The organism is Bacillus sp. CFBP9009 (assembly GCF_036541465.1).
In the GTDB taxonomy this organism is placed as follows: Bacteria; Bacillota; Bacilli; order Bacillales; family DSM-1321; genus Peribacillus.
The window spans coordinates 213,149-233,103 of the sequence record NZ_JAZHFU010000003.1 but is presented as its reverse complement, the minus strand read 5'-3'; the positions used below and the strand labels follow the sequence as shown (position 1 = coordinate 233,103).

Sequence of the window (19,955 nt, the reverse complement as noted above, 5' to 3'; positions counted from 1 at the left end):
TTTTAGCCAATGTTGCGGACCACTACCACAGTAAGCGTTTTCATTCGATTGGCATTCCATATATTTCAGGATCTAAGCTGAAGATTCCAAACAGATTATTTTCAAACCAAAACAGGCTTGAATTCACTTTCAACCTTTTGGTAACCATTGTTTGCGTCTAATGCCTGTTGCTGCTCCAAATCGAACCTCTCCATTATTGGTAGGTCGTTTACCGAGAATAAGTAAGAATCGGCTTCTGCAACGTGCTCATGCCATGCCCAATTTGGAACGACGAAATAATCTCCCTTGGACCAGTCAAAACGCACGCCATTAATGACCGTATAGCCTGATCCTTGGTGCACTTGATAAATTGTGGAATGGGTATGGCGATGTGCTTTCGTATGGAAACCTTTCGGCAGTTTCTGCATCCATGCCCCCATCGTCGGATTGGCCGTTTGGCCATTTGATGGATTGATATATTCCACGGCGAAACCATCATATGGGTCCGGTTCGAAATTCATTAATCCTTCTATCGCTGCTTTGGTGCCTTTCCACTTGTAGTTGGCAAGCGGTGCCACTTGTGAATAACGGTCGGATACTGGACGAACCATTCCGCCTTGATAACGGAGCTCTGAAAAATTATCGGGCCGTTTAGGCGTTTCAATCCGATCAGGATATGGTTCAAAGAAAGTGCCGCCTATGGAATAGATGGTTGGGATATCAAGGGCATCCATCCAAATCATCGGTTTATCGCCAACATGTCCATGACCATGCCATAGGTTTTTAGGCGTGATCAAGAAATCTCCTTCTTCCATGAAGATCCTTTCTCCCTGCACGATGGAGTAGGCACCTTCACCATTCGTAATGAAACGAAGTGCACTTTGGGAGTGACGGTGGGAAGGGGCCACTTCACCTGGCAGCAATAGCTGGACCGCTGCATATAGCGTTTGTGTTGTCGATGCCCATCCCCAAGGCTGACGATATGTGAGTCCAGGGTTCTGAAAATAAATGGCCCTGCGCTCCCCGCCTCGGTCAGGTGTGAATATTTCAGCTGCTTCCATCAATTTTTTTGTCAAAAGCTCTTCTTTCCATAAATAAGCATGTGCATGAGGTTTAGGTTCATGGTCCATCAGAGCGGGAATGGCTTCCCACAGCGGCCCAAGGTTATACTGCTGAATATCCTTTGTAAAATCTTTTACGATTGTACTATTCATGTATTCCGATTTTTCAGCCATATTAATCCCTACTTTCTTTTTTATCTTGCCTCACTGGATTTTAGAAAGATTTCGCTTAATTTGATCATAGTGTCCTGAAACATGCTCATCGATGAAGTGATTGACTATATAAGAAACTGGTTTGTTTCCGAATTTAGCGAAATTCCGGTGTGGCGATTCTTTGGATAGTGTTTCTTCATCTAAATTCCCAAGACTGCTCTCCACTTTATATTTAAGCTCCTCCACTTGCTTCATGACATCTTCAACAGCAAGTTTGTCTGTATCGGTAACTGCTGCCAATCGGGCTGGATCTTGCAATCCACGCCCCCATTCGGCTCCAGGCATCGCTATTACAGTTGCCACTTCACCTAACCAATAAGGAATGGCTTCAGCTAAATGGGAAAGTATCTGCATGATTGACCATTCATCCTCTGCTGGTTTAAATCGGATCGTTTCTTCCGGTAGGTTTGCCGCTGTCTCAAGAATGTGGTCGATTGATTGTTGAACCGATTGGATTGATGTCCCGATTTCCTGATAAGCCATTTTATTTTCCCTCCCCGACACGTCGCACACGGTTTTCAAGATAACCTATTTTGTCGATTTCGATTTTGACAACGTCACCATCTTTTAAGAACACTTGTGGATCACGGGCTACTCCTACCCCACCCGGTGTTCCTGTGAGGACGATGTCACCTGGTTCAAGAGTCATTAAGTTCGATAAGAATTCAACTAGATACTTCACATCGAATACGAAGTTGGATGTATTCGTTTTTTGGCGTTCTTCACCATTTACCGTTAATCGGACATTTAAGCCAGATGGATCGGAAAGTTCATCGGAAGTGACTAACCAGGGCCCCATCGGAGCACTTCCTTCAACCGTTTTCCCTTGTAGCCACTCAAGTGTACGCCGTTGGATATCACGGTAAGTGACATCATTCGCAATTGTATAACCAGCTACATAATCAAGAGCATCTTCTTTTGAAACATTACGTGCCCTTTGTCCGACTACAAAAGCGAATTCCGCTTCATAATCCAGTTGTTCAGAGATTGGGAAAAACGGTATATCATCCTGGGGACCGATTACTGTATTGGCGAACTTTGCGAATACCACAGGGAATGGCGGCAGTTCACGACCCATTTCAGCAATATGCTCACGGTAGTTATGTCCGACACAAATAATTTTGCTTGGCTTTTGGACAGGGGCCTCAAGCTTTATATTTTCAATTTCATGTACCAATTTATGTCTGAAGGAATCACGATTGTTCACTGCGTAGTCCGCAGCCTTTTGCGCGATGGAAAGGCTTTCATTCCCTCCCTGTAAAAACTCCTCCATTGTTGCAGGGACATACGCGTCAGCGATTTGTTCACTGCGAAGTTTCCCTTCGCTTTCAAGAAGCGCTTGATAGGCATAGTTCAAATCAACTACTACATTATTCGGGTAAATTGCACCAATACGTTTAAATCCTTGACTGCTGAAAGTTACTAATTTCATATTTCATTCTCCTTTATTTATCTGGATTTTTTTAATACCTCTTTTTGATGCCACCATCCTGATTCTGCTGGATTCGCTTCGCATACCAGTATTTGAATGACTGTATATCTTATCGATTTCACTTATAGATAACACTGTTCACTATTTATATAAATAATAACTCAATTTTCGGAATATTGTCAAGAAAGTATTGCAAATTTTTGTGCAAATGTTATCATCTACACCATTATCAGCACTTCGGAATCAATAAAAACTGCGCTAAAGTTATTTTTTTAATAGGAAAGGATATTGATAGCTTCAAGCAGCCGGCGGTTTTTCTGCTAAATTTCATTTATATTTTACAGATTCTGATATACTAGACCTAAATTAAAACAGATTAGGGAGATTGATTTATGGAAATCGTAAAATCCGGTTCGACGATTCAATCATTACAAATAGGAATGAGCATCATAGATTTACTTGCTTCCCAAAGAACTCCTTTAAGATTCTCTGATATACAGGAATTAACGGAAATAACGAAAAGTAACCTATATAAGTATTTGAATACTTTGACTCAACTGGAGCTACTATATCGCGATAAGACAACCGGTATGTATCACCTTGGGAGCAAATTGATTCAATACGGAATGGCAGCGATAGGAAATGAGGATGTAACGAGCAGAATAACTCCTTATTTACAGGAAATCAGTCACCATACTTCTTGCACGGTCCTTTTTTCCGTTTGGACATATGATGGACCAATCACTGCAAAAATATGGAATTCCAACCAAAACTTAAACATCGGGGCACAGTTAGGTACGCGACTTCCGCCATCATCCTCTTCCGGAAAGGTATTCACTGTATTTCAGGATCCTTCATTGACGGCGGAATGGATTGAAAAAGATCGTAATGTTACAGGTTCGTTCCTTAAAGAAACAAATGAATATGATGAAATTCGGAAATACAAAATAGCTTTTGCCAAAGAGCCTCTTGTACCATCCGTTTCCTCCATGTCCATTCCGGTTTTTAATTATAATTCGGAATTATTGGGAGCGATCACTGCCGTTGGGTTCACCGAGAGCATTCCTGATCATCATGAAGATCCTTTAAGCCATTATTTAAGGAAGTGCTGTTTGGAAATATCGAATATATTCGGTTATTCCGCTGAATAGAAAAAAAGCAGGAAGAAGGATGGCAATCATTCCTTTTTCCTGCTTTTAGATGTTTCATGGCTTCCGCTTATATGTCCATATCCGGTTATGATTGGATGTTTCAGGAAAAGAATCCCCTGCATCAAGCTTTACCATTTTCGGATTCACTACCGTGCTGCCCGTTTCACCGATTTCTACGTAGGTCCCATTATTCGGTGCCTTCTGACCTGGCTTAAATTGACGATTTTGCCCCATAGATTTCACCCCTTTACATGCTTTCCCTGTTATTATTACCAGGTTCCTTCCTTTCATGTCAGAAAAATTAGGAAAGCTGCTTGAATCAAAAAAGCGTCCGCTCAGAGAGCAGACGCTTTTTTTGGTTAAGACATTAAGTCCACAAGGACCGCCTTTTGGGCATGCAGACGATTTCCGGCTTGGTGGAAAACGACGGAATTAGGTCCATCGATGACTTCAGCCGTAACCTCTTCCTCCCGATGTGCAGGCAGGCAATGCATGAATAAATAATCTTCTTTAGCAAGTTTTACTAGCTCACCATTGATTTGATAATCTTTAAAAGCTTCTAAGCGGATACCATTCTCGATTTCCTGCCCCATGGAGGTCCAAACATCGGAATAGACGATATCCGCATCTTTTATGGCTTCCGAAGCCGAGGTTGTCACCAAAATTTCACTGCCAGTCTCTTCTGCCACTTTTTTAGCATAGGCGACGACCTTTTCATCAGGTTTGTAGGCGTCAGGACATCCAATGGAAAAATCCATTCCCATTTTTGCACAGCCTACCATCAATGAATTGGCAACATTATTGCCATCACCGATATAACTCATCTTCAAGCCTTTTAGCTGCCCTTTTATCTCGATGATCGTCAAGAAGTCAGCAAGCACCTGACAAGGATGGGCAAGATCTGTTAACCCATTGATGACTGGGATAGAAGCATTTTCTGACAATTCCAGGATTTTTTCATGCTCGAAGGTACGAATCATGATGCCATCAATATATTCAGAAAGGACTTTTGCAGTATCGGAAATAGTTTCACCACGTCCAATTTGCAAGTCATTGCCACTTAGGAACAAAGCGTGTCCGCCAAGCTGCATCATGCCTACTTCAAAAGAAACACGGGTACGGGTAGACGATTTTTCAAAGATCATCCCCAGCGTTTTCCCTTTTAAAGGCGTATATTCTTCACCAGCTTGCAATTTGCCTTTAATGGTCTGCGCCAGTTTTAACAAATCTGCAATTGCCGTTGGTGTAGACTCCTTCATGGTCAAAAAATCTTTTCCATTTAAAATCTTCGCTTGTGTCGGTGCCGTCATTGAACTCATACGTGTGACACTCCTTTCAAATATGGTACAAGCCATTCCTGAAGCGAGTTAACCCCTGGATCAGCTTTTTCTACCGATTGTAGATAGGCCTTGAACGTCTCTTCTTCCGTAAATGCAAGCAGTCGGTATTTCGCTGCAAGTAACCTTAGCTTCTTATCTTCCTCCGTTGTTCCATATGCCAAAACGACCGCCGCATTTCCTTCATTTAACCATTTATCAAAATCCGAATTCCCCAATATCAAACCTGCTTCTTTGATTTGGGCTAACAAATCTTCACTTAATTGGACAGATTCTGATTGATAAACACCAGTAGTATGTTTAGCTTTTTGAGCATGGAATACTTTTGTCAACGCTTCATTTACCGTTTCCCCGATGGCGATTCCTTCACCTGTTGATTTCATTTCCGGACCTACCTTGGAATCAAGTCCGCTTAGTGCAAATGTAGAGAATACGGGATATTTGACGACTGCATATGGAATTTCATCCATTAAGCCCGTTTTTTCGAACGCATTCGACAATGAATATTTCCCAAGCAATATTTTTGTCGCTATTTGCACCAAGGATACATCGGTCACTTTACTGATGATTGGAATTGTCCGGCTTGCACGAGGATTCACTTCCAATACATATACACTATTTCCCTCAATCACGAATTGGATGTTCATAAGTCCTTTATAACCAAGTTCACTAACTAGTTTTTTAGCATAAAGGGTCATTTTATCTTTGATTTCATCCGTTAAGGATTGAGCTGGCAATAATGCCATGCTATCCCCTGAATGGACGCCTGCTTTCTCTATATGTTCGGCAATGATGGGAATGTATACATCATTTCCATCCGCAATCAAATCGATTTCGGCTTCCTTCCCTGGAATATAGGAATCGATCAACACTGGATAGACAAGTGCCGTTCCATTTGCCATTCTATTCAACAAGCTTTCCTTGGAGCGGATGATTTCCATTCCCTGGCCGCCAATTACATAGGATGGGCGTAAGAGCACCGGAAAGCCGATTGCCTCTGCACTTGCAATTAATTGTTCTTCACCATTAGCCATAGAACCCGGTACATGCGGGATATCCAGTTTTTGAAGAAGCTGATAAAAACGATCACGATCTTCTAATTGATCAAGTGTATCGAAGGAAGTCCCCAACAAATTGACACCGTATTCTTCCAGGCCTTTTGCCAGGTTTATCGCAGTCTGCCCACCAAATTGGACGATAACATCTTTAATATCTTCCGCTTCTATTACATTAAGAACATATTCAAGAGTCAACGGTTCGAAATAAAGGCGATCTGCCGTCGCAAAATCCGTGCTTACCGTTTCCGGATTATTATTGATCATGATCGTTTCAACATTTTCATCCTGGAGTGCATAAACACCGTGAACCGAACAGTAATCAAATTCTATTCCCTGTCCGATGCGGATCGGACCGCTGCCAATCATCAAGACTTTCTTTTTATCAGTTTTTTTCTGTTCGTTCTCACCAAAATATGTTGAATAGTGATAGTTCGTATGTGATTCGAACTCGGCTGCACATGTATCAACCGTTTTGTAGACAGCCGTAAGACCCAGTGACTTGCGGTGTGCTCTCACTTCCATCTCACTTACTTTCCATACGGAAGCAAGATAGCGGTCGGAAAAGCCCTTTTCCTTGTATGTCTGCAGTTCTTCCTTTGTTACCTGATCGATTGCCTTAGATTCAATCTCCAATTCGTACTGGATCAATGACGCAAAGGATTTAAGGAAGAAATAATCTATGGCTGTCGCTTCATGGATTTCTTCAATCGTCACGCCTTTTCTAAGCATTTCAAAAATGACAAATATTCGTTCATCAGATTTTTCGGCAAGCTTTCCCCAAAGTTCAGGAACCGTTTTATTTTTCAGCGATAATAGCTGCAGCCCAATCGTTTTCAATTCCAAAGAATCGACGGCCTTTTGGACTCCCCCTTCAAAGCTGCGGTGTAAAGCCATCACTTCACCAGTCGCCTTCATCTGTGTTCCCAATTTGCGGTTGGCGGTAGTGAATTTATCGAATGGCCACCTCGGGAACTTCACCGCTACGTAGTCAAGAGCAGGTTCGAAGCTTGAATAAGTGCTTTTCGTTACTGGATTGATGAGCTCCGATAAATCGTAGCCGACAGCGAGCTTTGCGGCTATGCGTGCTATAGGATAACCTGTTGCTTTGGAAGCCAGTGCCGATGAACGGCTGACGCGCGGGTTTACTTCTATTAAATAATATTGCTTGCTATTCGGATCAAGGGCAAATTGAATGTTACAGCCGCCTATGATACCTAAAGCAGAAATGATTTTAATGGATGCGGCACGCAGCATCTGAAACTCATCGTCCGATAAAGTCTGTGATGGTGCCACGACGATTGAATCACCTGTATGGATCCCTACCGGATCGATATTTTCCATATTACAGATGGTAATGCACGTATTGTTTCCATCTCGCATAACCTCATATTCGACTTCCTTATAACCAGCTATGCTTCTTTCAATCAAGCATTGTGTAATCGGGCTTTCTTGAAGTCCGCCCCGTACAAGTTCCTTAAACGTGTCCAGTGAATCGGCAATACCACCGCCAGTTCCGCCGAGTGTATAAGCGGGACGAACGATGATGGGGAAACCGATTTTGTCGGCAAAACCCAGCGCTTCTTCAAGTGTATGGACAATCGTACTGTCGGGAACGGGTTCACCTATTTCAAACATCAACTCACGGAACAGTTCACGATCCTCCCCTTTTTTGATGGAGTCGATCGGAGTTCCCAATAATTTGACATTATATTTTTCAAGTACTCCAGCATCATCCAATTGATAAGCAAGATTCAATCCTGTTTGACCGCCTAATGTAGCGAGCAGACCATCCGGCTTTTCTTTGGAAATGATCTTTTCCAGTACATCAACTGTTAAAGGTTCGAAATAGACAGCATCCGCATTCATATCATCAGTCATGATCGTTGCTGGATTGTTGTTGACCAGTATAACTTTATACCCTTCTTCCTTTAAAGCAAGGCAGGCCTGTGTACCTGCATAATCGAATTCGGCGGCCTGCCCGATGACAATCGGCCCCGAACCAATCACTAAAATGGTCTGTATCGTGTCGTCCTTAGGCATAAGCTTTTTCTCTCCCGCTATAATCATTTATCATTTGTAAAAAGTCGTTGAATAGTAATGAACTCTCGATAGGTCCTGGATTTGCCTCTGGATGGTACTGGGTAGTGAAGATTGGCAAGTCTTCATGCATGAGCCCCTCAACCGTGTTATCATTCACGTTTCTGAATCTCACTTGCAGTGATGTTCCTTGCAGGCTCGGTTCATCAACCTCATAACTATGATTCTGCGAACTCATATACACCTTTTTCGTTTTCAAATCGACCACGGGCTGATTCGCACCGCGATGTCCAAACAGCATTTTTTTTGTATTTCCGCCTAAGGCAAGGGCCGTTAATTGATGACCGAGGCAGATGCCCATCGTTGGAAAATTCGTAATGATCTTTTTAATGTTTCCTAAGAGGTATTCAAGCTGTTTTGGATCCCCAGGCCCATTTGAAAGCAAAATACCATCTGGCTTCAAGTCCTTGATTTGCTCGAATTCCGTATCGAATGGTACGACAGAGACTCGGCAGCCTTGCTCGACCAATGAATCCAATATGGATTTTTTATAGCCGAAATCCATCATCACAATGTGCTTGTCGCCTTCCCCAAAGCTCTCGACAACCTTTGTGGATACCTCAGCTACATGGGCTGATAAACCATTCAGGCCGGGTACGACTGTGTATTTTTCTTCTGCTGTGATGACTGCCTGCATGGAACCTTCCTGTCTTATATTCTTAACGACCGCTCTTGTGTCAACATGGCTTAAAAGAGGGATGTTCCACTTGTCTAAATATTCACCAAGTGAATATTCAGCTTGATAATGGGAATGGCTCATATTTCCTTCATATACAATCACACCGGCAACATGCGGCTTCTTACTTTCAAAATCATGTTCATTGATTCCGTAATTTCCGATTAGCGGGTATGTGAAGATGACAATCTGGTCCTTATATGAAGGATCTGTCAACACTTCTTGATATCCGGTCATTCCTGTGAAAAATACAATCTCTCCAGTGATTGTTTTTTCAGTCGATTTAGTCAGCAGTTCCCCTTCAAAGACGGAACCATTCTCTAAATATAGATAGCTTTTCATGATCTTCACCTCTTTAGATGATGTATATTTATATATACAATAGCATAATTATTCATTTTGTTCTATAAAAATTCAACAAATTTAGACAATTTGTTTTATTGCCAATACTTTTTTAATTTTATTTATCGCCTTATCGATCTCCGATTCGGTAACTGTCAGGGATGGGAGTAAACGAAGTACTTTAGGACCTGCACTCAATACAAGTAAGCCCTCTTCTTGCAGTTCCATTAAAAACACCTGAACATCTTGTTTACACTCAATTCCGACCATCATTCCCAGACCGCGAATCTCTTTCACTTCTTCCATGCCCTTCAATGCTTTTGTCAATTCGCTTTTAAGGTATTCAGCCTTTTTCACTGTTTCTTTTAAAAACCCTGAATGGAAAATTTCCTTTAACACGGCTTCGGCTGCTGAGACACTGACGGGATTACCTCCAAAAGTGGATCCATGACTACCAGGGTTAAAGAACTCAGACAGCGCTTCCTTCCCAATCATCGCCCCGATTGGCAGGCCATTTCCCAGCCCTTTTGCAGAAGTGATGATGTCCGGTTGGATATTGAAATGCTGGAATGCGAATGGTTTCCCTGTACGCCCTATCCCAGTCTGAATTTCATCTATGATAAGGAGAACTCCGTGTTCTTGGCATTTAGTTTGAATCGCGTCCAGATATGATTGCTGTACAACATGGATGCCGCCTTCTCCCTGAACGATTTCAATCATTACAGCTGCCGTACTTTCATCAATGGCTGCTGTCATGGCTTCATTATCATTAAATGGAACATATTCGAACGAAGCTAGCATCGGTCCGAAACCAGTCTTGATTTTTTCCTGCCCCGTTGCAGCCATCGTTGCAAACGTACGACCATGGAAAGACTGCTGACATGTGACAATTTTGCTTTTCCCGGTAGCTTTACGTGCTAGTTTGATAGCTGCCTCATTCGCCTCGGCACCGCTGTTGGCAAAGAACACCTGACTTAAACCAGAGGCATCAGCCAGCATTTTTGCTGTCCGTTCCTGTATGGAACTTTGAAACATATTCGATACATGCCAATATTTATCAAGCTGTTCCGTGACGGCCATTTTTACCTTCTCATGACAATGTCCAAGATTCAGTACCCCGATTCCGGATGTGAAATCCAAATACTCTTTACCTGTTACACTCGTAATCTTCAATCCTGACGCTTTTCTTGGCTCAATGTTCCACCTTGCATATGTTGGAAATAAAGAACTCATTGTAATACCCCTTCCTCCTGAAGAAATTTCGTACCGATGAATTGACCGCCTTGATAAAAATGATCTTTCCCACTAACGATCATCACTTCTTCAATCCCTTTATTCAGCACCGACAACGCTGTATTGACCTTCGGGATCATTCCCCCATGGATACTTCCATCCATGATCATATTCTTCGTTTCCGTTTCATTCAATTTCTCAATGATCTGCCCGTTCTTCAAGACCCCTTTAACATCGGTCACAAATAAACACATATCGGCCGATAGTGCCTTGGCTACGGACCCTGCAGCCATATCAGCATTCACATTTAATTTAGTGCCTTCTTCGGTAGTTGCAATTGGCGTCAATACCGGACAATAACCTTTTTCGAATAAAAGTCCGAATAATTCCGTATTGACTTGTTGTATTTCACCAACAGCTCCAAGTTTCTGTTCATCGATATAATCACCTGTGAGAATTCCGCCGTCAGAGCCATTTAAACCGACTGCCTTGATGCCATGTGCTTCCAATTTATGAACAAGGCTGCGGTTTGATTTGCCTGCCAGCATAAGTTCCACAATTTCCAACACTTCAGTGGTCGTTTTTCTTAACCCATCTTCAAATACAGGTTCAATTTTAAATTTTTCAAGCATTGAATTTATATCAGGGCCGCCTCCATGCACAAAGACGATATGGTAGCCGCGGTTTTGTAACTCTTTAACACTATTGAAAAACGACTCCGATAACTCGTTAATGATGCTGCCGCCGCACTTAATGACTAATATGTTCATACTTTTCACCTCTTACGAACGATAGCTTCCGTTTATTTTCACATAATCATAGGTTAAATCGCAGCCCCATGCCGTGCCTGATTCATTACCATCTTTCAAATAAACATGAATGATGATACTTTCATTTTCCAAGTATGCTTTGGCATCTTCCTCAGAAAACATGATTGGCTCACCATCTTTAAGTACGACAATGTCACCAAAAACGATCGTAGTTTGATCCGGATTGAATACCACTCCGCTTCTTCCCATCGCAGCAATGATTCGTCCCCAGTTTGCATCCGCTCCAAAAGCTGCCGTTTTCACTAGATTTGACCCAACGATCGTCTTCGCCATCATCTGTGAATCTTGTTTCGTATTCATGCCATGAACATTCACTTCTATCAGTTTTGTGGCACCTTCTCCGTCTTTCGCAATTTGTTTGGCGAGATTTTCCGAAGTTTGCTTTAATAATTCCAGGAAGATGGACCATTCCGGATGGTCAGGTGTCAAAGGTTCATTGTTCGCTTCTCCATTCGCGAGCACCAACACCATGTCGTTCGTTGAACAGTCGCCATCAACCGTGATTTGATTGAATGTATCATTGGTAATCGAGGATAGTGCTTGCTGTAAATCAGCCGGTTCAATTACAGCATCTGTCGTAATGAAGCCGAGCATTGTGGCCATGTTTGGATGAATCATTCCCGAGCCCTTTGCAGCACCGCCCATTTTCACGGTTTTACCGTCAATGATTGTTTCATAACCACAGCTCTTCGTTACGATATCCGTTGTTAAAATGGCTGTACCAAAAGCTTCAGCAGCTTCAGGTGTATTTTCTGGCTGCAATGACTCTATGCCTTTCCTTACCTTTTCCATTTCCATGAATTCCCCTATGACTCCCGTTGAAGCCACTGCAAATGAATGGTCCTCCAAACCGAACTTTTGAGCAGCAAGCTTCCTCATTTCCTTTGCATCTTTTAAACCCTGTTCACCTGTACAAGCATTCGCACAAGCACTATTCACTACAATGCCGTGTAATTTCCCAGTAACGGCAATGCTGTCTTTCGTTACATTGATTGGAGCTGCTTGAACTATATTTTGTGTATAAACGGCCGCGGCTGATGCTGGGACATCGGTAAAAATGATGCCAACGTCCTTTTTAGAATAGCGTAATCCTGCATGGACACCTGACGCTTGGAACCCTTGGGGCATTAAAATGTTTCCTTCTTGAATATGTTTGATTTCTTCAACTTGCTGTAGTGTATTCATTGTTTCCCTCCAAAGTTTACGGATATAGCGGACTGTTCCATAGTCCTGCCGTTTCTTCTAGTCCCATTAATATATTTGCATTTTGAATGGCCTGCCCTGCAGCACCCTTCACTAAATTATCAATTACCGAAACCACCGTTACCTTACCTGTCCTTTCATCATAATCGACGCCAATGTCGCAAAAGTTCGATCCATATACCTGTTTCGTGGATGGAAAGCGATCAAGTGGCTGTACCCGGACAAATGGGTGGTTCTCGTATACGGTTTCGTATAAATCCTTTAATTCAACATTTGAGGTTTCCCGATTTACCTTAATATACATCGTAGCCATAATCCCTCTCGTCATTGGAACAAGATGTGTATTAAAGGTAATAGGCTGTAAACCTGATGACCATCGCCCAAGCTGTTGTTCGATTTCAGGTATGTGTTGATGTTGATTTACCTTATATATCTTAAAGTTCTCATTCATTTCACTATAATGGGTAATTGCCGAAAGTGATTTACCCGCCCCTGAAACCCCGGATTTTGCATCGATGATCACATCGGCAGCTGCTCCCGCCAATCCTTCAGTGAATAAAGGGGCAAGACCTAATAGTGAAGCGGTTGGGTAGCACCCAGGATTTGCAATAATCGTCGCTTTTTTTATTGCTTCGGCATTCCATTCAGACAACCCGTATACGGCCTCTTCAATAATATGCTGAGGCGCAGCCGGCTTTTTATACCAGTGCTCGTATTCACCTGGAGTTTGAAGCCTGAGGTCTCCTGATAGGTCGATCACTTTAATGTCAAGGTCAGAAAATTCCGAAATCAATTGCGAGGAAACACCGGAAGGAGTTGCAAGAAATACAATATCGGATTTTTCTGCAATCGCTTCCGGATCAATTTTTTCTAATGTATCTTTCATATGCATTAAATGTGCATTATCTTCATATAAACTTCGACCAAATTGGGATGAAGTATGCAATGATTTTATTTTAAATTGCGGATGATTATTCAAAAATCTTATTAGTTCCATTCCTCCATAACCCGTTGCACCTACTATTGATACGTTCATAAAACCATCTCCTATAATTTCAGGTCCCTGTCATTCTTTGATTCTATTATTATATGACTGAATAAAAATAAAATCAAATGTATTTTTATAAAATTTGAAACATAAATTTTACATGAAAAATTATCCACCAAAATTCCTAGAATTATCCAAACTTGTTGACTACTAGGGTTTTTTCCGTTTAAATCAAAGGTAGTAATTGAGTAATGACGCTATCTGAAAGGTGGTCATATGCATGAATGAATTATCGTTATCCAATCGAATGCATGCAATTTTAGATAATAAACAACAAGTTAAACATATGGAAAAAGGGCGCTACCTTTTTCAGGAGAGCACCCCAGCAAGTGATTTGTATTACATTATTAAAGGGAAAGTGGAAGTGAGCAAGGTTGTTCCCGACGGTCGGGAATTAACTATACGCATTAGTTCAGAGAATGATTTGGTTGGGGAAACCGTCTTGTTTTCTCAAAATCCTAAATATATGATGAATGCAAAAATGATGGAAGATGGAACTGTTGCGGTTATCTCCAAAGAAGCATTAGAAGAAAAAATCGCCTCCGATAGCCATCTTGCAGTCGAGATGATGACATGGTTATCCGCTCAAAACCGTAAAAATCAGGCTAAATTCCGCGATATGCTCCTGCACGGTAAGAAAGGTGCATTTTACTCCACCCTCATCCGTTTATCAAATAGCTATGGCACTGAAGCAGAAGACGGTAAAGTTATCAATCTTCCCTTTACAAACCAAGAACTCGCCAATTTTTGCGGAACATCCCGCGAGGTGGTCAATCGAATGCTTGCTCAATTAAGGAAAAACAATGTCATCTCCATTAAAAAGGGACGCATTACGATTCTTGACTTTGACTATTTGAAACAGGAAATCGACTGTGAAAACTGTCCAATAGAAATCTGTACCATAGATTGAACCCCTCCCATAAAAAGCAGCAATACATAATGCCTTACTGTTCTTAAAATGATTGGAGTTTCTTTCAGGCTAAATCCATCCCTAGGACCATTGAATTATTTTCATTACCTTGTGTCCTATATAAAAATGCATAAAAAAAGTATAAAAATCGATTTCGTCCATGACTGACAGACATCAGTTCCTGACAACTATACAAAAAAAGGGATGGCATAGCTGCCATCCCTTTTTTTTTACTCATTCGATTACCCGCCAATGAATGACATTTCGATTTTTTCCTGTTTCTTCACCGTTCCCGCTGCCCGCTCATCCGAATAGCGGTCGTCCCTACGGTTCCAAAGTGAAATGATGAACCCGGTCAATTCTTCATCTGTCATGTCGGAACGGAGCAATGACTTCAAGTCATGTCCCTTTCCATTAAACAGGCATGTGTATAAACTTCCATTAGCAGAAAGACGTGCCCGTGTACAACTTGAACAAAAGGACTCGGATACCGAGGTTATGAAGCCCACTTCTGCATTAGTGCCCTTATAACGGAAGCGTTTTGCCACCTCTCCAAAATAATCTTCTTCAACCGGTTCAAGATCGAATTCGGTTTGGAGCATCGCTAGCAGTTCTTTTTTCGTAATGACATTCTTCAACTGCCAGCCATTTGTATGTCCGACATCCATGAATTCTATATAGCGTAATTGAATGCCCTCATCTTTACAAAATCGGGCCATCGGCAGGATTTGAGATTCATTGGTTTCTTTTTTCACAACCATATTCACTTTAACGCCAAGCCCTGCTTCCTTGGCAGCAGCTATGCCTTCAATAACTGGCTTTATGCCGATATCCCTGCCGTTCATCTTCTTGAAAAGGTCGTCATCGAGGCTGTCCAAGCTGATATTCACCCTTTGCAAACCAGCTTCCCTCAAATTTACGGCATGTTTTTTCAAGAAGACCCCATTCGTGGTCAGTCCAATATCTTCAATACCTTCAATTTTAACGAGATTTGAAATCAGAGTGGTAAGATCTCTCCGGAGTAATGGTTCCCCGCCAGTCAACCTTAGTTTTTTTACCCCTAAGCCTGCGAATATTTTAGAAAGCCTTACAATTTCCTCATAAGATAATAGCTCACTTTTAGGCAGGAACTGAAAATTCTCGTGAAAAATTTCAGCAGGCATGCAATACTGGCAGCGAAAGTTACAGCGATCTATGACTGAAATCCTTAAATCCCTTAGTGGCCTGTCCAATGAATCTTTAATTTGACTGTTCAATTAACCACTCCTAGCCGAAAGTATTAGAAAAAACCAGACCATAAAAAGTGGCTCCTTGAATGGATTCACTTTTTTTGACTGGCTTTTTATTTCTATTATAGAGTTATTATTTGATACCTAATGCAATTTTAGCATATCTGGACATTTTGTCTTTCGTCCATGGCGGACTCCAGACAATCTTCACATCCGTTTCCTTGACCTCGGGGATATCTTCCAGAACCAATTTAACTTGATCGACGATCGTCCCAGCCATCGGACAGCCCATTGCTGTCAATGTCATCGTAACTGTAGTCAGACCTTCCTCATCCATATCCACATCATATACCAAGCCTAAATTAACGATATCTATACCAAGCTCAGGGTCAATGACCTGCTCCAAAGCTCCAAAAATAATGTCTTTTGTATCTTGATCCACTTCGATCACTCCTTTTATGGATAATCTGTTCGTTTTAGATTATCGGTTTCATCATTATGTCCGTATAAGCATCATAACAGATTTTGTGTGAGTACTTAAGCATTTTGCACAGCTGACAGTAAATGTTTCGCGAACCAGTCTGCTGTCTTAAGCACTCCTTCTCTACTGACCTTATGTCCAGCCTTAGGGTCAAGGATAAAATCAATTTTTTCATCTGCCTCATCATACCCTGCTTTGACCCCTTCATAAAAACGGTATGCATGTTGATAAGGCACAACCGGATCTTTGGCACCATGCCAAAAAAGAAGCGGACGGTCGGAAAGCTTATCCTGATTAAGACTCAAATCAAATGGCTTGAGCTGTTCAATCACCTTGGCAACTTCCTCATCAGTAGTTGGGAAATTAACTTTCCTTTTCTTAATCTCCGCCATTTGGAGCTCTGCATACGCGACATATGATGGGTTACCCATTAAACTGACTCCGGCGGAAATCCATTCATAAGCAGCCAAGGCCCCATTAGTTACTATTCCCCCCATGGAAGTACCCGCTACGCCAATTCTGTCGGGATCAATTAATTTTCGGGATAATAAATCATCCTTCAGCAAAGATAAATCCTGGATTGTCTGTAAAACCATTTCCCAAAAACGGGGCATCATTTGAGAATCACTTAAACCGGCTTCCCTTTCCCCATGATGAATCACATCGGGTAGAAGCACACGAAACCCCTTTTCAGCCAATAAATAAGCATAGTGTAGATTGTGTTCTTTTGCACTTTGAAAACCATGTATAAAAATAATAAGCGGCAATTCCTGTTTGAATGTGGTTTCTTCACCTAGGTGCAATACAGGAATATGTCCAATTAGTTCTTTTTCAATTATTATCAAGTTAACCCCTCCGAATAATTTGTTCCGGTCTTTCCAATACCATTATCAAAATGGCATTATCATTTCATTCCTTTAAACCTGAGCTTCGCTTTAATTATCATAATCCTGGATATAGTAATATCATACAGGAATGCATAAAGAATGAAAAAGATTTACATTTACTTTAAAATAGGCTTAACAATATTCGCATATAATGAAATCAAAAAGAACAGAAGGTGTGTACATGGCTGAGAAACATTTGATCGTATTGGATCTTGATGGTACTTTACTTACAGATAACAAAACAATTTCTTCAAGGACTAAAAAAACACTACTGAAACTAAAAGAAGATGGACACGAAATTATGATCGCCACCGGGCGTCCCTTTCGCTCAAGTGAACTTTATTACAGGGAATTGGGGTTGACTACACCAATCGTTAATTTCAATGGCGCTTTCGTCCATCACCCATTACATACAAGCTGGGGGGTATACCACTCTCCGCTGGATATAAATGTTGCGAAAGATATTGTCGAAGCGTGTGATCAGTTTAAATATCACAACATCATCGCAGAAGTCCGGGATGAAGTTTATGTCCATTATCATGATGAAAAATTGATGAACATGTTCAATTTAGGAAATCCGATCATGAAGACAGGTGACTTGCGCAATTACCTTCAGGATTCCCCAACTTCGATGCTAATTCACACAGATAGTGAATTCGTAGGACAGATTCGCCAGCATTTATCCGATGTTCACGCAGAATTGGTCGATCATCGCCGCTGGGCAGAGCCTTTTCATATCATTGAAATAATAAAAAGCGGGTTAAGTAAAGCCGTAGGTCTAAAACGCGTATCCAACTATCTGGAAATTCCTCAAAACAGGATAATCGCTTTCGGTGATGAAGATAATGATTTGGAAATGCTCGAATACGCTGGAACCGGGGTGGCCATGGGAAATGCGATCTCACCGGTAAAAACGGTAGCAAATACGACTACATTGACGAATGAAGAAGATGGTATAGCCGTCTTCCTCGAAGAAAAATTCAATATAAAAGCCTAATACGTCATTTTTTACCTTCATAATATCGACCTTTCAAGCCAAACTAATATGGACAACAGATTCATTCCGTTGTCGACAACGCTCAGAATCGGAGGAGATAAGAATGGGTAAAAGCAGTAAATCTAAACGATTTGTACAGCAGGGCAAAGAAAGTGTTGCCAGGCATGCCGAAAAAATCCCTTATCACACTACGTTTGAAGAAGCTGAAAAAGACAGGTTAAGAATTATGTCTGAACAAAGCTATGGTGGCTTCTAATGGGAAACAAATTATTCCAGAAGGCTAGGGAATTTGTTGAAGAAGCTCTCCACTCTGAGCATGACGGTGACCAGCAAAAGACAGAGGAAATCGCTAAAAACGCTCTTTCATCAGCCTTTGCCAATACGACCGAGGCCGAAAAAGAACAACTGCGGGAACTTCAGGAAGAGCTGGAAAACCACTCTAAATAAAGCGAAAGCCTCCAGGATTATTCCTGGAGGCTTTCGCTTTATTTTCATCAATTGTTATTTCGTGCCTTACCGCCTTTTTCACCGATTTCTTTATAAAAGTCTTTACCATGGGAATCAGCAGTTGCTTCTCCGCCCTTTTGTCCAATTTCTTGATAGAATTCCTTATCATGATTATCCGATGTGGCTTCTCCGCCCTTTTGCCCAATTTCCCGGTAAAAATCCTTGTCGTGATTTTTAGAAGTGGCTTCCCCGCCTTTACGGCCTGCTTCCTGTCTGCTCATTTTTTCGTCGTTAGCCATTTTCATCACTCCTTCATAAGATTTTAAATTGGCGCTACAATATAAGAATTAGCCGTTTTGTGCAGGTAATAAACTTAAAACGCCCAAATACTGCCTTGTGTAATAGAAGTGTAATGGCCTTGATTTTTTGTTAATATCATTCCCTGCGGAAAGTCCCAACAATGCCTGACGTTTCTATGATGTTTGTGAAAGCGTGTGGATCCACTTCCTTGATGATCCGTTCAAGGTCATACAGTTCATACCTTGTAATGACAATCAATAACATTTCCTTAGTTTCGTTAGTGAACGCACCTTTTGCGGGAACCCTTGTAATTCCGCGAACTAACTTAGCATGGATTGCCTGTTTAAGCTCTTCGCTTTTCTTTGTAATGATCATGGCCGTAAGCTTTTCATGACGCGTATGTATCGCGTCCACGACACGGGTCGATGTATAAAGGGTAACAAGTGTATACAAAGCTTTTTCCGGACCATAAACAGCACCTGCCGTTACGATGATCACGCCATTCAACAGAAATAAATAAGTACCTACAGGTTTATCTTTCTTCCGTGAAAGAAGCATGGCGATAATATCCATTCCTCCAGTCGATGCACCGTATTTCAATGTGATCCCCACACCTACTGCAGCAATGACTCCGCCAAATACCGCATTCAATAATATGTCAGGTGACCAACGTGTAATCGGAATGATTTCCATAAAGAAGGACATCAAGGCAACACTCAGGAAACTATAAAAAGTGAAAGACTTTCCAACCTTACGCCAAGCAATGATCGTTACTGGAATGTTCAATAAAAGCAATAGAATACCTGTCGATACATTAAAAGGAGCAAAAGAACCAATCATCCTCGATAGAAGCTGGGCCACTCCGGTAAAGCCGCTTGCATATACGTTTGCCGGTATTAGAAAAAAGTTCATTGCGATAGCATTAAGCAATGCTCCGACCACAACTATGATAATTTTCTTCATTTCACCACTGTACATCCTAAAAACCTCCATTTCACCCTTATTCTATTATCTTTTTACCCTTAATTATTTATTCTATTTACG

At 41.5% G+C, this 19,955-nt stretch carries 20 protein-coding genes and 1 pseudogene; 5 read left to right on the top strand and 16 right to left on the bottom strand.

Annotated elements, in window-relative coordinates; genetic code table 11:
* Positions 1-101: 101 nt before the first annotated feature.
* From V3595_RS10470 to V3595_RS10460, 3 genes are read right to left on the bottom strand one after another with little or no spacing between them, the layout of a single operon-like run.
* Positions 102-1,214, bottom strand: a complete 1,113-nt coding sequence (locus tag V3595_RS10470) for a cupin domain-containing protein (RefSeq protein WP_101224122.1) — start codon at positions 1,212-1,214, stop codon at positions 102-104.
* Positions 1,215-1,244: 30 nt separating this feature from the next.
* Positions 1,245-1,736: a DinB family protein gene (locus tag V3595_RS10465; protein ID WP_485907082.1), complete on the bottom strand. Its 492-nt coding sequence runs from the start codon at positions 1,734-1,736 to the stop codon at positions 1,245-1,247.
* A gap of 1 nt (position 1,737) precedes the next feature.
* On the bottom strand, positions 1,738-2,685 hold the full coding sequence (locus tag V3595_RS10460) for a fumarylacetoacetate hydrolase family protein (protein WP_485907080.1): 948 nt from the start codon (positions 2,683-2,685) through the stop codon (positions 1,738-1,740).
* Between the two features lie 392 nt (positions 2,686-3,077).
* On the opposite strand from V3595_RS10460, the gene V3595_RS10455 reads away from it, so the two are divergent.
* Complete coding sequence (locus tag V3595_RS10455) at positions 3,078-3,836, top strand: IclR family transcriptional regulator (RefSeq protein WP_350301729.1); 759 nt, start codon at positions 3,078-3,080, stop codon at positions 3,834-3,836.
* 54 nt (positions 3,837-3,890) lie between these two features.
* Here V3595_RS10455 and V3595_RS10450 read toward each other — a convergent pair whose 3' ends face one another.
* The 8 genes from V3595_RS10450 to argC form a co-directional block, all read right to left on the bottom strand.
* Positions 3,891-4,070, bottom strand: a complete 180-nt coding sequence (locus V3595_RS10450; RefSeq protein WP_034314546.1) for a YjzC family protein — start codon at positions 4,068-4,070, stop codon at positions 3,891-3,893.
* Positions 4,071-4,195: 125 nt separating this feature from the next.
* Positions 4,196-5,155 carry an ornithine carbamoyltransferase gene (gene argF, locus V3595_RS10445; RefSeq protein WP_048686903.1) on the bottom strand — a complete coding sequence of 320 codons (960 nt, stop codon included), beginning with the start codon at positions 5,153-5,155 and terminating at the stop codon, positions 4,196-4,198.
* Positions 5,152-8,271 carry a carbamoyl-phosphate synthase (glutamine-hydrolyzing) large subunit gene (carB, locus tag V3595_RS10440; RefSeq protein WP_485907078.1) on the bottom strand — a complete coding sequence of 1,040 codons (3,120 nt, stop codon included), beginning with the start codon at positions 8,269-8,271 and terminating at the stop codon, positions 5,152-5,154. The genes argF and carB overlap by 4 nt, the downstream gene beginning before the upstream one ends.
* On the bottom strand, positions 8,264-9,346 hold the full coding sequence (locus V3595_RS10435) for a carbamoyl phosphate synthase small subunit (protein ID WP_485907077.1): 1,083 nt from the start codon (positions 9,344-9,346) through the stop codon (positions 8,264-8,266). The genes carB and V3595_RS10435 overlap by 8 nt, the downstream gene beginning before the upstream one ends.
* An 81-nt stretch (positions 9,347-9,427) precedes the next feature.
* Positions 9,428-10,579: an acetylornithine transaminase gene (gene argD / locus V3595_RS10430; protein WP_485907075.1), complete on the bottom strand. Its 1,152-nt coding sequence runs from the start codon at positions 10,577-10,579 to the stop codon at positions 9,428-9,430.
* Complete coding sequence (gene argB / locus V3595_RS10425; RefSeq protein WP_485907073.1) at positions 10,576-11,349, bottom strand: acetylglutamate kinase; 774 nt, start codon at positions 11,347-11,349, stop codon at positions 10,576-10,578. Before argB ends, argD begins: the two co-directional genes overlap by 4 nt.
* Before the next feature lie 12 nt (positions 11,350-11,361).
* Positions 11,362-12,594: a bifunctional ornithine acetyltransferase/N-acetylglutamate synthase gene (argJ, locus tag V3595_RS10420; protein WP_485907071.1), complete on the bottom strand. Its 1,233-nt coding sequence runs from the start codon at positions 12,592-12,594 to the stop codon at positions 11,362-11,364.
* Between the two features lie 16 nt (positions 12,595-12,610).
* Positions 12,611-13,648: an N-acetyl-gamma-glutamyl-phosphate reductase gene (gene argC, locus V3595_RS10415; protein ID WP_485907069.1), complete on the bottom strand. Its 1,038-nt coding sequence runs from the start codon at positions 13,646-13,648 to the stop codon at positions 12,611-12,613.
* Positions 13,649-13,880: 232 nt separating this feature from the next.
* Here argC and V3595_RS10410 point away from each other — a divergent pair, with 232 nt between their 5' ends.
* Positions 13,881-14,570 carry a Crp/Fnr family transcriptional regulator gene (locus V3595_RS10410; RefSeq protein ID WP_137017178.1) on the top strand — a complete coding sequence of 230 codons (690 nt, stop codon included), beginning with the start codon at positions 13,881-13,883 and terminating at the stop codon, positions 14,568-14,570.
* Between the two features lie 242 nt (positions 14,571-14,812).
* Here the strand turns inward: V3595_RS10410 and moaA are convergent, their stop codons facing one another.
* The 3 genes from moaA to V3595_RS10395 form a co-directional block, all read right to left on the bottom strand.
* On the bottom strand, positions 14,813-15,826 hold the full coding sequence (gene moaA, locus V3595_RS10405; protein WP_485907067.1) for a GTP 3',8-cyclase MoaA: 1,014 nt from the start codon (positions 15,824-15,826) through the stop codon (positions 14,813-14,815).
* Positions 15,827-15,932: 106 nt separating this feature from the next.
* The gene (locus V3595_RS10400; RefSeq protein WP_133348747.1) at positions 15,933-16,241 is read right to left on the bottom strand and encodes a metal-sulfur cluster assembly factor; all 309 of its coding nucleotides are present in this window, start codon (positions 16,239-16,241) and stop codon (positions 15,933-15,935) included.
* A 95-nt stretch (positions 16,242-16,336) separates the two neighbouring features.
* Positions 16,337-17,125: an alpha/beta fold hydrolase gene (locus V3595_RS10395; protein WP_485907066.1), complete on the bottom strand. Its 789-nt coding sequence runs from the start codon at positions 17,123-17,125 to the stop codon at positions 16,337-16,339.
* 223 nt (positions 17,126-17,348) lie between these two features.
* Between V3595_RS10395 and V3595_RS10390 the strand changes: the two genes are divergently transcribed.
* The 3 genes from V3595_RS10390 (at position 17,349) to V3595_RS10380 (ending at position 18,611) form a co-directional block, all read left to right on the top strand.
* Positions 17,349-18,164 (top strand): Cof-type HAD-IIB family hydrolase, encoded by an 816-nt coding sequence (locus V3595_RS10390; RefSeq protein WP_485907064.1) that lies wholly within the window; start codon positions 17,349-17,351, stop codon positions 18,162-18,164.
* Between the two features lie 103 nt (positions 18,165-18,267).
* Positions 18,268-18,420: a hypothetical protein gene (locus tag V3595_RS10385; RefSeq protein ID WP_164468789.1), complete on the top strand. Its 153-nt coding sequence runs from the start codon at positions 18,268-18,270 to the stop codon at positions 18,418-18,420.
* Entirely contained in the window at positions 18,420-18,611 is a 192-nt protein-coding gene (locus V3595_RS10380) for a DUF3813 domain-containing protein (protein WP_137017169.1), read from the top strand. Before V3595_RS10385 ends, V3595_RS10380 begins: the two co-directional genes overlap by 1 nt.
* Positions 18,612-18,661: 50 nt before the next feature.
* On the opposite strand, the pseudogene V3595_RS10375 reads toward V3595_RS10380, so the two are convergent.
* Together V3595_RS10375 and V3595_RS10370 are read right to left on the bottom strand one after the other, a co-directional pair.
* Positions 18,662-18,910 (bottom strand): annotated as a pseudogene (locus tag V3595_RS10375) (KGG domain-containing protein); the annotation flags it as partial.
* Between the two features lie 136 nt (positions 18,911-19,046).
* Complete coding sequence (locus V3595_RS10370; RefSeq protein ID WP_137017165.1) at positions 19,047-19,889, bottom strand: YitT family protein; 843 nt, start codon at positions 19,887-19,889, stop codon at positions 19,047-19,049.
* Positions 19,890-19,955: the final 66 nt, after the last annotated feature.